Here is a 15770-nt window from a genome sequence, read left to right on the forward strand (position 1 = left end):
CGCGGGGCCTGGGGGCGGAGCCCACAGTTTCGGGAAGGGGCGGGGTGGGGGACAGCCCCGCGCAGCGGCCAAGCGCCGGCGACCCGGCGGCAGGGTCAGGCGGCCCGCAGCCCCGCCACCACCGACCGCGCCAAGTCATCGAGGTACCCCGCCGGGACGGCATCCCGCACCACCACCTGCCGCCAATACAACGGCCCGATCGCCAGATCCAGCGCCCGCTCCGGATCCGTCCCCTCCCGCAGCTCCCCCCGCGCAACCGCCTCCGCGACGACCCCCGCCGCCATCCGCCGCTGCCCTTCGAGCAGCACCCCCCGCACCGCCTCCGCGATCTCCGGATTCCGCGCCGCCTCCACCAGCAGGTCGGGGATGACCGCCGAGGCCACCGGATGCCGCAGCACATGCGACATGACCTCCAGCAGGGCCCGTACGTCCCCGTACAGCGACCCCGTCGACGGCACCGGCAGCCCGTCCACCGCGAAGGCGCCCACGAGGTCCAGCACCAAGGGCAGCTTCGACTTCCACCGCCGGTAGACCGCCGTCTTGCCGACGCCCGCCCGCCGCGCGACGCCCTCGATGGACATGCGCGAGAAGCCGACGGCCGCGAGTTCCGCGACCACCGCCTCCCGGATCGCCTCGGTCACGTCCTCGCGCAGGACGGCGGCCCCGGCGGGGGCACGGCGGGCGGGGGTCGCGGCAGGGTCCGTGGTCATGGACCGAGCATAGCCGCGGACGCCGTCCCCCACGCGTCACGACGATACGGTTGCGTTCCGACGCAGCGTTGCCCTAACCTCGCCGTAGCGACGATACGGACCCGTTCCATCGTCGGCGACGCCCTGACCCCGGCGAAAGCGACCCCTGTGACCACCGCAACCGCACCCGCCCCAGCCTCCCTCCCCGCACCCCCGACCTCCGCAGACCGCGCGGCCCTGGCGGCCGCCCACGGCCTGACCCTCAGCGGCGCCCGCCCCCCGCTCACCCGCTACGCCGCGCAGCTGTGGGGCCGCCGCCACTTCGTCACCGCATACGCGTCCGCCCGCATGCAGGCGCAGTACAGCACCGCGAAGCTCGGCCAGGTCTGGCACCTGGTGACCCCGCTGCTCAACGCGGCGGTCTACTACTTCATCTTCGGCCTCGTCATGCACGCCAGCCACGGCGTGCCCGACTACCTGCCGTTCCTGATCACCGGCGTCTTCGTCTGGGACTTCATCGGCAGCTCCATCAACGCCGGCACCCGCTCCGTCCACAGCAACCTCGGCCTGGTCCGCGCCCTGCACTTCCCCCGGGCGAGCCTGCCCCTGTCCACCGTCGTCCAGCTCTTCCAGCAGCTGCTCGTCACCATGGGCGCCCTCGTCATCCTGCTGCTCGCCTTCGGACAGACCCCCGGCCCGTCCTGGCTCCTGGCCGTCCCGACCCTGCTGCTCATGGCCGTCTTCGCCGCCGGCTGCGCCATGGTCATGGCCCGTATCGGCAGCAAGAGCCCGGACGTCAGCCAGCTGATGCCGTTCGTCCTGCGCACCTGGATGTACTCCTCGGGCGTCATGTGGTCCATCGACCAGATACTCACGACGGACCAGCTCCCCCACTGGGTCTCCATGGCCCTCAAGCTCAACCCCGCGGCCGTCTACATCGACCTGATGCGCTTCGCCCTGATCGACAGCTTCCAGGCGCACTCGCTCCCGCACCACGCCTGGCCGATCGCCCTCGGCTGGGCCCTGCTCGCCGGCGTCGGCGGCTTCGTCTACTTCTGGAAGGCAGAGGAGGAATACGGCCGTGGCTGACACCCCGATCCCCACCCCCACCGTGATCGCCGACGAGGTCCACGTCGTCTACAAGGTCCACGGCGGCGGCACCCGCAAGGGCGGCGCCACCGCGGCCCTCAGCCGGATCTTCTCCCGCAAGCCCGCCCCCGGCATCCACGAGGTGCACGCCGTCAAGGGCGTCAGCTTCACCGCGTACAAGGGCGAGGCCATCGGCCTCATCGGCTCCAACGGCTCGGGCAAGTCCACCCTGCTGGCCGCCATCGCCGGCCTCCAGCCGGTGGCCCGCGGCCGGATCTTCTCGCAGGGCCGGCCCTCGCTGCTCGGCGTGAACGCCGCCCTGATGAACGACCTGACCGGCGAGCGCAACGTCGTCCTCGGCGGCCTCGCGATGGGCATGAGCCGCGAGCAGATCAAGGAGCGCTACCAGGACATCGTCGACTTCTCCGGGATCAACGAGAAGGGCGACTTCATCTCCCTGCCGATGCGCACGTACTCCTCCGGCATGGGCGCCCGCCTGCGGTTCTCCATCGCCGCCGCCAAGGACCACGACGTCCTGATGATCGACGAGGCCCTGGCCACCGGCGACGCGGCCTTCCAACGCCGCAGCCAGGCCCGTATCGAGGAACTCCGCGAACGCGCCGGAACCGTCTTCCTCGTCAGCCACGGCATCAACACGGTCCGCGAAACCTGCGACCGCGCCCTCTGGCTGGAATCGGGCACCCTCCGCATGGACGGCCCCTCATCAGAAGTCTGCGCCGCCTACGAATCTTTCACCCGCCGCTAGCCCACCCCCGTCGGCACCCCCGGCTCCCCCGGCCCACCTCAGCCCCTCGGCGCCTCCCGGCTCCGCCGGCCCATCTCAGCCCCTCGGCACCCCGGCTCCGTCGGCTCAGTCCCTCGGCACCCCGGCTCCGTCGGCTCCGTCGGCTCCGCCGGCCCATCTCAGCCCCGCCGGCGTTTGAGGCGCGGGGGTCCGGGGGCAGAGCCCCCGCAACGGCGCCGCACCCGGCCCTCAACCGGACGGCCCACAACCGGAACGGGCCGGGCCCGGGACCGATAAGGTCCCGGGCCCGGCCCGTAGCGGTTCAGCCCGCGCCAGCGATCAGCTGTGCGCGCGCAGCAGCGACCGCATCGTCCGCATGGCCACCGACAGGTTCGCCAGATCGAAGGCGTCCGACCCCCGGATCTCGTCCAGAGTCGTCCGCGCCCGCCCGATGATCGCCGCGTTCTTCTCCTCCCACGCCTTGAAGCGCTCCTCGGGAGTCGAGTCGCCGTTGCCCACCGACAGCACATCGGCCGTCAGCGCCGCGTGCGCCGCGAACAGGTCCTCGCGGATGGACGCGCGGGCCATGGACTGCCAGCGGTCGGCCCGCGGCAGGTCGATGATCCGGTCCATCAGCTGAGTGATGTCCAGGCGGTCGGCGAGGTCGTAGTACACCTCGGCGACGGCCAGCGGTTCCCCACCCGTCCGGTCCGAGATCGCGACGACGTCGAGCGTCGGGAAGGCGGAGGAGAACCCGGCGACCTTGGCCGCCAGCTCCTCCGGGACGCCCTCGCCGACCAGCTCGTCCATGACGGACTGGTACCACTCCAGGTCCGCGCCGCGCACCAGCTTCGGCACCTCGGACCAGACCTGGCCCACCCGGTCCGCGAAGAAGTCGATGGTCTCGGTGATTTCCAGCGGCTGCGGCCGGTTGTTCAGCAGCCAGCGGGTGCCGCGCTCGACCAGGCGGCGCGAGTGCAGCCGCACCCGGGTCTGGACACTGGCCGCGACCCTGTTGTCGAGGGCCTCGACCGCGTCCCACACATCGGCCAGGCCGAAGATCTCGCGGGCCGCGAGCTGCGCCCGGACGATCTCCTCCAGGGAGGCCCCGGTCTCCTCGCGCAGGCGGTGCAGGAAGGTCGAACCACCGGTGTTGACGGTGTCGTTGACGAGCAGGGTGGTGATGATCTCCCGGCGCAGCGCGTGCCCGTCGATCTGCTCGGGGAACTTGTCGCGCAGGGCGGCCGGGAAGTACGCGTGCAGCAGGCGCCGCAGGTACGGGTCGTCCGGCAGCCCGGTGTGGATGAGCTCGTCCGCCACCGTGATCTTGGTGTAGGCGAACAGGACGGCCAGCTCCGGCTGGGTCAGGCCCTTGCCGTTGTTCAGCAGTTCGCGGATCTGCCGGTCGGTGGGCAGGAACTCCAGCTGCCGGTCGAGCCGTCCTTCGCGCTCCAGGCGGCGCATGAAGCGCTGCTGCGCGTGGAGCAGGCTGGGGGCCTGCGCCGCGCCGTTGGCGAGCGCGGTGTTCTGCGCGTAGTTGTTGCGCAGCACCAGCCGGCCGACCTCGTCGGTCATCTCGGCGAGCAGCTTGTTGCGCTGCTTGACGGTCATGTCGCCGTCCGCGACGACCGCGTTGAGCAGGATCTTGATGTTCACCTCGTGGTCGGAGGTGTCCACGCCCGCGCTGTTGTCGATGGCGTCGGTGTTGACCTTGCCGCCCTCGCCGCCGGAGCCGCTGCGGGCGAACTCGATGCGGCCGAGCTGGGTCAGACCCAGGTTGCCGCCCTCGCCGATGACCTTGGCCCGCACGTCGGAGCCGTTGACGCGGATGGCGTCGTTGGCCTTGTCGCCGACGTCGGCGTGGGTCTCGGCCGTCGCCTTGACGTACGTACCGATGCCGCCGTTCCACAGCAGGTCGACCGGGGACTGGAGGATGGCCTTCATCAGGTCGGCCGGGGTCATCTTGGTGACGCCCGTCTCGATGCCGAGGGCCTCGCGGACGTGGGCGTTGACCGGGATGGACTTCGCGCTGCGCGGGTGGATGCCGCCGCCCGCGGAGAGCAGCTCGGTGTTGTAGTCGGCCCACGAGGAGCGCGGCAGCTCGAACAGGCGGCGGCGCTCGGCGTACGAGGTCGCCGCGTCCGGGGTCGGGTCGATGAAGATGTGCCGGTGGTCGAAGGCGGCGACCAGGCGGATGTGCTCGGAGAGCAGCATGCCGTTGCCGAAGACGTCGCCGGACATGTCGCCGACGCCGACGACGGTGAAGTCCTCGGTCTGGGTGTCGTGGCCGAGCTCGCGGAAGTGCCGCTTGACGGACTCCCACGCGCCGCGGGCGGTGATGCCCATGCCCTTGTGGTCGTAGCCGGCCGAGCCGCCCGAGGCGAAGGCGTCGCCGAGCCAGAAGCCGTACGACTCGGCGACCCCGTTGGCGATGTCGGAGAAGGTCGCGGTGCCCTTGTCGGCGGCGACGACGAGGTAGGTGTCGTCCTCGTCGTGGCGGACCACGCCCTTGGGGGGCACGACCTCCCCGGCGACCAGGTTGTCGGTGATGTCGAGCAGCGCCGAGATGAAGATCTTGTACGAGGCGATGCCCTCGGCGAGCCAGGCGTCGCGGTCCACCGACGGGTCGGGCAGGTTCTTGGCGACGAAGCCGCCCTTGGCGCCGACCGGCACGATGACGGTGTTCTTGACCATCTGCGCCTTGACCAGGCCGAGGATCTCCGTACGGAAGTCCTCGCGGCGGTCGGACCAGCGCAGGCCGCCTCGGGCGACCTTGCCGAAGCGCAGGTGGACGCCCTCGACGCGCGGGGAGTACACCCAGATCTCGAAGGCCGGGCGCGGCGCCGGGAGGTCCGGGATGGCCTGCGGGTCGAACTTCATCGAGACGTAGGAGTGCTGCTCGCCCACGGAGTTCAGCTGGAAGAAGTTGGTCCGCAGGGTGGCCTTGATGAGGGTGAGGAAGGCGCGCAGGATGCGGTCCTCGTCGAGCGAGGCGACCTGGTCCAGGGCCCCGTCCAGCTCCTCCAGCATGGCGTCGACGAGCTCGCTGCCGGCGGTCTGCCGGACGGGCGCCATCCGGGCCTCGAAGAGGGAGACCAGCAGCCGGGTGGTGTGGACGTTGTTGCGGAGGGTGTCCTCCATGTAGTCCTGGCTGAAGGTGGAGCCGGCCTGGCGCAGGTACTTGGCGTACGCGCGCAGGACGACGGCCTGCCGCCAGGTGAGCCCGGCGCTCAGCACCAGGCTGTTGAAGTTGTCGTTCTCGGCCTCGCCGGTCCAGACGGCCGCGAAGGCGTCCTGGAAGCGCTCGCGGGCGTCGTCGCCGAGGTACGCGTCCCCGTTGCCCGCGGACAGCGGCATCCGCAGGCCGAAGTCGTAGATCCAGGCGCTGACGCGGTCGGAGCGGCGCAGCTCGTACGGGCGCTCGTCGGTGACCTCGACGCCCAGGCGCTGGAGCACCGGCAGGACCGCGGAGAGCGAGACCTGCTCACCGGTGCGGTAGATCTTGAACCGGCGCTCGCCGGGGCCCGCGCCGACCGGCTCGTACAGGGAGAGGGCGAACGGGCGCTCGCTGGCGGAGAGCTTCTCCAGGTGGCACAGGTCGGCGACGGCGGCGCGCGGCGAGTGGTCGGCCTTGTAGCCCTCGGGGAAGGAGGTGCCGTAGCGGCGCAGCAGTTCGGCGGCGCGCTCCTCGCCGAGCTCGGCGACGAGGGCCTCGGCGAAGCCGTCGGCCCACGAGCGGGCCGCGTCGACGAGGCGGCCCTCGATGCGCTCGACGTCGGCGTCGGTGAGGACGGGCAGTTCCTTGCCCTGCGGGACGCGGACGACGAAGTGGATACGGGAGAGGATCGACTCGGTGTTCCAGGCGGTGAAGTCGACGCTGATGCCGTCGAGCTCCTCCTTGAGGATGTCCATCAGGCGCAGCCGGACGCCGGTGGTGAAGCGGTCGCGCGGCAGGTACACGAGTGCCGAGTAGTAGCGCCCGTACTCGTCCTGGCGCAGGTACAGCCGCAGCCGGCGGCGCTCCTGGAGGTACAGGACGGAGGTGACGATCTCGCGGAGCTTGTCGACCGGGGTCTGGAACAGCTCGTCGCGCGGGTAGGTCTCCAGGATCTGCAGCAGGTCGCGGCCGTCGTGGCTGCTCGGCGCGAAGCCGGCGCCTTCGAGGACCTCGCTGACCTTGCGGCGGATGACCGGGACGCGGCGCACGGACTCGGTGTACGCGGCGGAGGAGAACAGGCCCAGGAAGCGGCGCTCGCCGACGACGTTGCCCTCGGCGTCGAACTTCTTGACGCCCACGTAGTCCAGGTACGAGGGGCGGTGCACGGTGGAGCGGCTGTTGGCCTTGGTCAGCACCAGCAGGCGGTGCTCGCGCGCCTTGGCGCGGGCGTCGGCGGGCAGCCGGTTGAAGGACGGCGAGACCGGGTGGCCGTCGTCCTTGCCGCTGTGGTGCGGGTCGGAGCGCAGGATGCCGAGGCCGGTGCCGGGCACGGCGGCCAGGGAGTCGCCGTCGACGAGGTTGTACTCGCGGTAGCCGAGGAAGGTGAAGTGGTCGTCGGCGAGCCAGCGCAGCAGCTCGCGGGCCTCTTCGAGCTCGTACTCGCGCAGGTCCGGGGCGGTGGGCTCGTCGGGCAGGCCGTCGGCGATGCGCAGCGCGGCGTCGCGCATCTTCTCCCAGTCCTCGACGGACTCGCGGACGTCGGACAGGACGCGCTGCAGGTCGACGGTGATCTGCTTGAGGTCGGCCTTGTCGGTCTCGCGGTCGATCTCGACGTGGATCCAGGATTCGACGAGGGAGTCGTGGGGGCGCGCGGTGCGGGGGCCGTGGGCGTCGCAGTCGGGGCCGAGGATCTCGATCAGCTTGCCGGTGATGTCACGGCGGACGACGACCTGCGGGTGGATCACGACGTGGATGCCGCGGCCCTGGCGGGACAGCTCGTTGGTCACGGAGTCCACGAGGAAGGGCATGTCGTCCGTCACCACCTCGACGACCGAGTGGCTGGAGGTCCAGCCGATCTCCTCGACCGTGGGGGTCTGCACGCGTACGTTCGCGGTGCCCTGCGGCCGGTTCTCGGCGAGCCGGTAGTGCGAGAGCGCTGCCCCGAACACGTCGACCGGGTCCCGGTCCAAGAGGTCCTCGGGGGCGGTGTGCAGGTAGTAGCGCTGGAGGTAGGCGAGCACGGTGTCCTGGTCCGGACGCTCCCCCTGCTCGGACCCAGTCGGAAGTAGCCCCCCGGCCGGGCTGTTCTCAGCTACCCGGGCCGCCCTCGTCAGCAGCTCGGCCTTTGCTTCGTCCAGCTTGGTCTGCATGTCCTCTGGCTCCTGTCGCGCGCCATTGCGTGACGTAGGTGGTGAAGGAAGAAACGACGTAGCGCCGCGGTGAGGCGGGGTGTCCGTCCGTAATCGATATCGACGCTATGCCGTCGGGAGAGCCGACCGGGAGGGATTGAGACATCGTCATCGGGTCCCGGTGGCGGAGATCAGCGAGGGCCCGGGCACGGTTGTGCGCCGGGCGCATGCCGGGGGCTTCGGCGCCCCCGATGACTATCGCGCTGATCACGGGTACAAGGCTATCTCGCCAGACCCCCACCACGTCACCGGCCGGATCTGTACAAAAGTGAGTACGCAAGTTTGACGATGTGCGCAGTGACGCGGTCGGCCGCGCGTGCCAGTACCTATTCGGACAGTTCGCGAGCGGTGCGGACGGCGTCTGCCAGCGTGTCCACGACGGGAACTCCGGCTGATTCCAGACTGCGGCGGCTGTGCGAACCACCCGTGTAGAGCACGGCCCGCGCTCCGACGTGAGCCGCGGCGAGGGCGTCGTCCACCGCGTCTCCCACCAGGATCGTACGGTGGGCCGTCACGCCGGCGGCCTCCATGGCAGCCATATGACGTACGAGGTGGCCTGCCTTGGACGTGTGCGAGGGCCCGGTCCGCCCGTCGACGCGGACGAAGTGCCGGTCGATGCCGTGGGACCGCACGAGCGGTACGAGCTTCTCGTGGGGCGCGAGGGACAGCAGGGACTGGGTGAGCCCGTCCCGCTGCCAGTCCTGGAGCAGCTCCCTGGCCCCTTCGGCGAGCCCGGCGTCCTCGGCGGCGGCCCAGTAGTGGCGGTGGAACGCCTCGTCCATGACCGTCCACTCGTCCTCGGTGGGCAGCCGTCCCATGAAACGCTCGTAGAACTTCGGCACCGGTACGACGTACAGCTCGCGGTACGCCTCCAGGGTGATCGGCGGGAAGCCGAGCTCGGCGAAGCTCGCGTTGGTGGCGACGATCACGGCATCGATGTCGTGCAGGAGGGTGCCGTTCCAGTCCCAGACTATGTGGGTCGCTCGGACTATGTGGGTCGCTCGGACTATGTGGGTCGCTCGGGTCATTTCAGCAGCCCCGGGATCTCCTGCACGCCGAACCAGAGCAGCTCGTGGTCCTCGGCGCCGTCGACGACGAACTGCGCGTCGCCGTCCCCTCCGTCGGCGGCGTCCACGGCGGCGGCGGCCGCGGCGACGTCTCCTTCGGCATCATCGGCGTCGACGTGCACGGCGGCGGCCTTGGCGAGCCGTACGGCCTCGGCGAGGGCGACCTGGCCGAGCGTGGCCTCGTCGAGCCCGGGGGTGGCGGTGGCGGCCTGGTCGGCGACGTCCAGGGCCACGACGACGCGCCTGCGCGGTGCGGCCGGGTCGGCGGCGATCAGCCGCAGGGAGGCGGCGGCGGCCCGGCTGAGGGCCGCGTACTCCAGCTCCTCGATGTCGTCGGACACGTACCACTCCCGCAGCCCCGGCGTGACGGCGTACGCCCGCAGCGGGGCGGGGCCCAGCTCCCCCGCCTTGTGCGCCTCGGCGAGCCCGGGGAGGGTCAGGGGGACGTACACGCGCATGGCCGGCTGCTTTCGGTAGTCGGAAACGCCCCCAGGATACGACCGCCCCCACCCAGACCGGGAAACGCCCACCGGGCACGCGCTCCACGGCGCCGGCCCAGCCCTCTCCTTTCGGGGCGACACCCCGCCCCACCGGGGGACGCCCACCGGGGGACGCCCACCGGGGGACGCCCACCGGGCCCGGCCCCTGCGGCGCCGGCCCGGCCGCGCTCCTTCTGGGTAGCGACCCGGCCCCACCTGGAGACGCCCCCAGGCCCGCGCGGCCGGCGCACCCGGGGGGATGTCGCGCGCGTCCCTGTGGGTGACCGGGACCGTCCCCCTTCGGGGTGCCGGAGCGGTTCGCGGGGGCGTCCACCCGCGTCCTCTTCCCGGCCCGCGCAGGGCGCCGGGGCTGCCCGCCTGGCACTCGGATAGGTGAACCGGCACGGGGCCGGGACCGGGGTCTCCGGCCGGTTGCGGAGCGTGTCCGGGCGGCCGTACAAGGTTCCCCAGCAAGTTACCGATTGGTACGGCAGATCGCGAGGGAGGCCCCATGGAGACCACGATGCGCGGCACGGTCGGCGGCGAGGGGAGCCGCCGCCGACCGGGCGGGCCGGCCCGGTCGCGGCCCGCCGGACGGCACGACTCGCGGCGCCCGGCGGGACCCCCGCGGGCCCTGCGGCCCGGCCCGCACCACTGGTTCGCCGAACGCCTCCTGGCGGTCGTCAGCGGCCGCCGCCCGGTCCACTCGCTCCTGGGCCACACCGTCGGCCCCGCCTACCAGCAGCTGGTCACCCTGGCACCTTCCGACCCCCTCCGCGACCGCCTGCGCCCGGTCGTCCGCCAGTGCGGCCGCTTCACCCCGGGCCCGGGCGTCATCGAGGCCTTCGCCCGCATCGCGACGGGCGATCGCTTGACGGCGATGGCCTTCCGCCTCGAACAGGGCCCAGACCTCCGCTGGCGCTGCGCAGCGGTAGAAATCCAGGGCCCCCGCCCCTGACCAGAATCCAGCGCCGCCGGAGCCTGAGGCGCGCAAATCAAGCCTCGCGGGCGCCCTCTCAGCCCCGCCGGCGTTTGAGGCGGCGCAAATCAAGCCCCGCCGGCGTTTGAGGCGCGGGGTCCGGGGCGGAGCCCCGATCTTTCAGCCTCGCCGGCGTTTGAGGCGCACAAATCGAGCCTCGCCGGCGTTTGAGGCGCGGGGTCTGGGGCGGAGCCCCAGAAGCCCCGGGCGCAGCCCGGGGCCGCTTGCGCAGCGGCGCCGCACCCGCCCCACACAACGCGGCCGGGGCCGGACCCCGCGTACAGGTCCGGCCCCGGCCGATAACGCAACCCAGCGCCCGGCGCAGGGCTACTTCTTACGGCGCCGCCCACCAGAGGCCTTGGCCGCCTTCCGCCGCTCCGCCCGCGTCATCCCGTCACCGTCGCCGTCACCGGCGGCGTCCGACTCGAAGTCGCCCTCGACGACCCCGCCCTCCCCGTCGACCGTCGGAGCCGAGAAGTGCAGCCGGTCCGGCCGCTGCGGAGCATCCAGCCCCTTCGCCCGGATCTCCGGCCGCGCCCCCGGCACCGGCTCCTTCGTCAGCGACGGCGCCGCGTCCTGCACCGGAAGCTCCTCGACCTGCTGCTCGACCTGGACCTCCAGGTTGAACAGGTAGCCGACGGACTCCTCCTTGATGCCCTCCTGCATGGCGTTGAACATGTCGAAGCCCTCGCGCTGGTACTCGACCAGCGGGTCCTTCTGGGCCATCGCCCGCAGGCCGATGCCCTCCTGCAGGTAGTCCATCTCGTACAGGTGCTCACGCCACTTGCGGTCCAGCACCGACAGCACCACGCGCCGCTCCAGCTCGCGCATGATGTCCGAGCCCAGCGTCTTCTCGCGCGCCGCGTACTGCTCGTGGATGTCGTCCTTGATGGACTCCGCGATGAACTCGGCGGTGATGCCCGCCCGGTCGCCCGCGGCCTCCTCCAGCTCCTCGATGGTGACCTTCACCGGGTAGAGCTGCTTGAAGGCGCCCCACAGCCGCTCCAGGTCCCACTCCTCCGCGAAGCCCTCGACCGTCTCGGCCGCGATGTACGCGTCGATGGTGTCGTCCATCATGAAGCGCACCTGGTCCTGCAGGTCCTCGCCCTGCAGGACGCGGCGGCGCTCGCGGTAGATGACCTCGCGCTGGCTGTTGAGGACCTCGTCGTACTTCAGGACGTTCTTGCGCGTCTCGAAGTTCTGGGTCTCCACCTGCGACTGGGCCGACGCGATCGCGCGCGTCACCATCTTGTTCTCGATCGGCACGTCGTCCGGCACGTTGGCCATCGCCATGACCCGCTCGACCATCTGCGCCTTGAACAGGCGCATCAGGTCGTCGCCCAGCGAGAGGTAGAAGCGGGACTCGCCCGGGTCGCCCTGTCGGCCGGAGCGGCCGCGCAGCTGGTTGTCGATACGGCGCGACTCGTGCCGCTCGGTGCCCAGCACGTACAGCCCGCCGAGCTCCTTGACCTCCTCGAACTCCGCCTTCACCGCCGCCTCGGCCCTGATGAGCGCCTCGGGCAGGGCGTGCGCCCACTCCTCGATGTGCTCCTCCGGGTCCAGGCCGCGCTGGCGCAGCTCCGCCTCGGCAAGGTCGTCCGGGTTGCCGCCGAGCTTGATGTCGGTACCGCGGCCGGCCATGTTCGTGGCGACGGTGACCGCGCCCCGGCGGCCGGCCTGGGCGACGATCGTCGCCTCACGGTCGTGCTGCTTGGCGTTGAGCACCTCGTGCGGGATGCCGCGCTTGGAGAGCTGCTGGGAGAGGTACTCGGACTTCTCGACCGACGTCGTACCGACGAGGATCGGCTGGCCCTTCTCGTGCTTCTCCGCGATGTCGTCGACGACGGCGGCGAACTTCGCGACCTCGGTCCGGTAGATCAGGTCCGCCTGGTCCTTGCGGACCATGTCGCGGTTGGTCGGGATCGGGACGACACCAAGCTTGTAGATCTGGTGGAACTCGGCGGCCTCGGTCATGGCCGTACCGGTCATGCCCGACAGCTTCTTGTAGAGGCGGAAGAAGTTCTGCAGGGTGATCGTGGCGAGGGTCTGGTTCTCGTCCTTGATGTCCACCCCTTCCTTCGCCTCGATCGCCTGGTGCATGCCCTCGTTGTAGCGGCGGCCGGCGAGGATACGGCCGGTGTGCTCGTCGACGATCATGACTTCGCCGTCGATGACGACGTAGTCCTTGTCCTTCTTGAACAGTTCCTTCGCCTTGATGGCGTTGTTCAGGTAGCCGACGAGCGGGGTGTTCACCGACTCGTAGAGGTTCTCGATGCCGAGCCAGTCCTCGACCTTGGCGACACCGGCCTCGTGGATGGCGACGGTCCGCTTCTTCTCGTCGACCTCGTAGTCGCCGGTCTCCTCGATGCCCTTCAGCGGCTGGCCGGCCTCGCCCTTGGTCAGGCGGGTCACCAGCTTCGCGAAGTCGCCGTACCACTTCGTGGCCTGGTCGGCCGGACCGGAGATGATCAGCGGGGTACGGGCCTCGTCGACCAGGATCGAGTCGACCTCGTCGACCACGGCGAAGTTGTGGCCGCGCTGGACGAGCTCGTCCTGCGACCACGCCATGTTGTCGCGTAGGTAGTCGAAGCCGAACTCGTTGTTCGTGCCGTAGGTGATGTCGCAGGCATACTGGTCGCGGCGCTGCGCCGGCGACATGTTCGCCAGGATGCAGCCGACCTCCAGGCCGAGGAACTTGTGCACCCGGCCCATCAGCTCGGAGTCACGCTCGGCGAGGTAGTCGTTCACCGTGATCAGGTGGACGCCCTTGCCGGACAGCGCGTTCAGGTACGCGGGCAGCGTGCCGACGAGGGTCTTGCCCTCACCGGTCTTCATCTCGGCCACGTGGCCGAGGTGCAGCGCCGCGCCACCCATGATCTGGACGTCGTAGTGCCGCTGGCCGAGGACGCGCTTGGCCGCCTCGCGGACGGTCGCGAAGGCCTCCGGCAGCAGGTCGTCCAGGCTCTCGCCGTCCTGGAAACGCTGCTTGTACTCGTCCGTGAGCGCCCGCAACTCGGCGTCGGAGAGGTTGACGAAGTCCTCTTCGATGGAGTTGACCTGGTCCGCGATGCGGTGCAGTTTGCGCAGGATCTTGCCTTCGCCTGCACGCATGAGCTTGTTGAAGACGGACACCGAGGTTTGTCTCCTTGCCGGTCGGGCCTGGGCACTGTACGTACACGGGCACGGCAGGTGGGCCCCACCGCAACGGCCATCGTAAGCGAGGACGTGGTCGCGTCGGGAGGTCCGCCGTTGCCGCGAGGGCGCGGGTGCCCGTATTGAGAACGTACGGGTGGCACCGAAGGTGCCGCCGTCCCGGAGGCCTTTACGAAAAAAGTGTTCGCACGGTGCATCGCGGCACGACCAGAATCACGTCATGGAACCCACCACACTGACCACCGCCCGCCTGGAATTGCGGCCTTTCGTCCCCGCCGACGAGGACGAGGTCTACGCCGCCGCCCAGGATCCCGACATCCAGCGCTGGACGATGGTCCCCTCCCCCTACGAGCGCGCCCACGCGCACGGCTTCGTGACCGAGGTCGTACCGAACGGCTGGCGCGAGGACACGGCGTACCCCTTCGCGGTCCGCCGGGGGGCCGGCGGCCCGCTGGTCGCCGCCGTCGGCCTCCACGTGCACGGGCCGGACTCGTACGAGATCGGCTACTGGGCGGTGAAGGAGCACCGCGGGCTGGGGTACATGACCGAGGCCGTGGCCGCCGTCGCCCGCTGGGCCTTCACCGAGGTGGGCGCCGTACGGCTGGAGTGGCGCGCCGAGGCGGGCAACACCGGCTCCCGCGTCGTCGCGGAGAAGGTCGGCTTCCGCGTCGAGGGCCTCCTGCGGGCCGGCCTGATCAGGAACGGCACCGCACGCGACTGCTGGATCGGCGCCCTGCTCCCCTCCGACCTCGGCCTGCCCCCCGCGCTGCCGTACCTGGCGTCGGCCGCCGAGTAGGGGCCCTGCACAATCCCGGCCGGCGCGCTGCTCCCGTGCGGCCTCGGGCTGCCATCCCGGCTCCCGTACGGGCCCGTTGTCAGTGGCGCCGCCTAGGCTTCGGCACATGACCATGATCTCGTTGTCCGCCGATGAGGCCCGCCGGATCGCCCTGCGCGCGCAGGGCTTCCTCGGAGCGCCCGACCGCCGCGGCGGGGTCCGGGGGGTTCTGCGCCACCTCGGCGCCGTACAGCTGGACACCATCTCGGTCCTGGCCCGCTCTCACGAGCTGATCCCGTACGCGCGCCTGGGCGCGGTGGGCCGCGAAGCGGTCGAGAAGGCGTACTGGTCGGACCGTCACGCCTTCGAGTACTGGTCGCACGCGGCCTGCATCCTGCCCATCGAGGAATGGCCGCATTTCGCCTTCCGCCGCCGTGCCCGCCGGGCGCGCGGCCACCGCTGGCACATCCTCCAGGACAAGGAGCGCTCGACGCGGGCGGTCCTGGACCGGCTCAAGGCCGACGGCCCGCTGACCTCCACCGAGCTGGGCGGCGCCAAGAACGGCGGCGAGTGGTTCGAGTGGTCCGAGACCAAGATCGCGGTGGAGTGGCTGCTCGACACCGGCGAGGTGGTGTGCAGCGAGCGCCGCGGCTGGAAGCGGGTCTACGACCTCGCCGAGCGCGCGGTGCCCGACGCGCTGCTCCACGACGACCTGGACGACCGCGAGTGCATGCGCCGCCTCGTCGCCCTGGCCGGCCGTTCCCTGGGCGTCGGCACCCGCGCGGACATCGCGGACTACCACCGCCTCAAGGGCGATGAGTTCGACGCGGTGATCGCCGACTCCGGTCTGGTCCCGGTCGAGGTCGAGGGCTGGGCACAGCGTCATCGCGGAGTGGCGGCCTGGGCGGATCCGGCGGCGCTCGCGACGCCTCCCCGGGGCCGCCACCGCACGACGCTGCTGTCGCCCTTCGACTCGCTGGTCTGGGACCGCCCCCGCACGGAGCGGATCTTCGGCTTCACGCACCGCCTGGAGGCGTACGTCCCCAAGCCGAAGCGGATACACGGGTACTTCGCGATGCCGCTGCTGGCGGGCGGCCTGCTCCAGGGCCGCGTCGACCCGGCCCGCGAGGGCTCCACCCTGGTGGCCCGCCAGCTCTCCCTGACCTCCCCGAAGGCCGCCCGCCCGATGGCGGAGGCCCTGCAGGAGGCGGCTCAGTGGGTGGGCTGCGAGGAGGTACGGGTCGAGCGCGCCGGCTCGCCCGCCGAGGCGGCGGCCGTCACGGCCGAGCTCGCCGCCCTGCCCGCCTAGTGCTGTGGCCGGAAAGGTTTGCCGGGGCGCGGCGTCCGGTGCGGTGCATCGCAAGGCGGAGGGCCGCGGCTCGTACTGGACGTACTTGCGCGGTCCGACAACGCGGCGAGGTGCCGTACTGGGCGTCGCGACCCGGTGA

10 protein-coding genes are annotated in these 15770 nt (G+C 71.2%); 5 read left to right on the top strand and 5 right to left on the bottom strand.

The genetic code is table 11. The annotated features are described in order from the left end of the window. Positions 1–95 precede the first annotated feature (95 nt). On the bottom strand, positions 96–710 hold the full coding sequence (locus J7E94_RS22970; RefSeq protein WP_215018392.1) for a TetR/AcrR family transcriptional regulator: 615 nt from the start codon (positions 708–710) through the stop codon (positions 96–98). A gap of 147 nt (positions 711–857) precedes the next feature. On the opposite strand from J7E94_RS22970, the gene J7E94_RS22975 reads away from it, so the two are divergent. Together J7E94_RS22975 and J7E94_RS22980 are read left to right on the top strand one after the other, a co-directional pair. Next, entirely contained in the window at positions 858–1778 is a 921-nt protein-coding gene (locus J7E94_RS22975; RefSeq protein WP_215018394.1) for an ABC transporter permease, read from the top strand. Beyond that, positions 1771–2544, top strand: coding sequence for an ABC transporter ATP-binding protein (locus J7E94_RS22980; RefSeq protein WP_215018395.1), 774 nt, complete (start codon positions 1771–1773; stop codon positions 2542–2544). The genes J7E94_RS22975 and J7E94_RS22980 overlap by 8 nt, the downstream gene beginning before the upstream one ends. 318 nt (positions 2545–2862) lie before the next feature. Here J7E94_RS22980 and J7E94_RS22985 read toward each other — a convergent pair whose 3' ends face one another. The 3 genes from J7E94_RS22985 to J7E94_RS22995 all read right to left on the bottom strand — a co-directional run bounded on the left by J7E94_RS22985 (position 2863) and on the right by J7E94_RS22995 (position 9394). Next, positions 2863–7830, bottom strand: a complete 4968-nt coding sequence (locus tag J7E94_RS22985) for an NAD-glutamate dehydrogenase (protein ID WP_215018398.1) — start codon at positions 7828–7830, stop codon at positions 2863–2865. A gap of 365 nt (positions 7831–8195) precedes the next feature. Further along, entirely contained in the window at positions 8196–8897 is a 702-nt protein-coding gene (locus tag J7E94_RS22990) for an HAD family hydrolase (protein ID WP_215018401.1), read from the bottom strand. Next, on the bottom strand, positions 8894–9394 hold the full coding sequence (locus J7E94_RS22995) for a hypothetical protein (RefSeq protein WP_215018404.1): 501 nt from the start codon (positions 9392–9394) through the stop codon (positions 8894–8896). Before J7E94_RS22995 ends, J7E94_RS22990 begins: the two co-directional genes overlap by 4 nt. A 544-nt stretch (positions 9395–9938) precedes the next feature. Between J7E94_RS22995 and J7E94_RS23000 the strand changes: the two genes are divergently transcribed. Further along, positions 9939–10373 carry an Rv3235 family protein gene (locus J7E94_RS23000; protein ID WP_215018422.1) on the top strand — a complete coding sequence of 145 codons (435 nt, stop codon included), beginning with the start codon at positions 9939–9941 and terminating at the stop codon, positions 10371–10373. 348 nt (positions 10374–10721) lie between these two features. Here the strand turns inward: J7E94_RS23000 and secA are convergent, their stop codons facing one another. Beyond that, positions 10722–13526: a preprotein translocase subunit SecA gene (gene secA / locus J7E94_RS23005; RefSeq protein WP_215018406.1), complete on the bottom strand. Its 2805-nt coding sequence runs from the start codon at positions 13524–13526 to the stop codon at positions 10722–10724. Positions 13527–13767: 241 nt separating this feature from the next. Here secA and J7E94_RS23010 point away from each other — a divergent pair, with 241 nt between their 5' ends. Together J7E94_RS23010 and J7E94_RS23015 are read left to right on the top strand one after the other, a co-directional pair. Next, on the top strand, positions 13768–14343 hold the full coding sequence (locus J7E94_RS23010; protein ID WP_215018408.1) for a GNAT family N-acetyltransferase: 576 nt from the start codon (positions 13768–13770) through the stop codon (positions 14341–14343). 112 nt (positions 14344–14455) lie between these two features. After that, entirely contained in the window at positions 14456–15631 is a 1176-nt protein-coding gene (locus tag J7E94_RS23015) for a winged helix-turn-helix domain-containing protein (RefSeq protein ID WP_215018424.1), read from the top strand. The last annotated feature ends 139 nt before the right edge of the window (positions 15632–15770 follow it).

This window comes from Streptomyces sp. ISL-94 (assembly GCF_018614075.1).
In the GTDB taxonomy this organism is placed as follows: Bacteria; Actinomycetota; Actinomycetes; order Streptomycetales; family Streptomycetaceae; genus Streptomyces.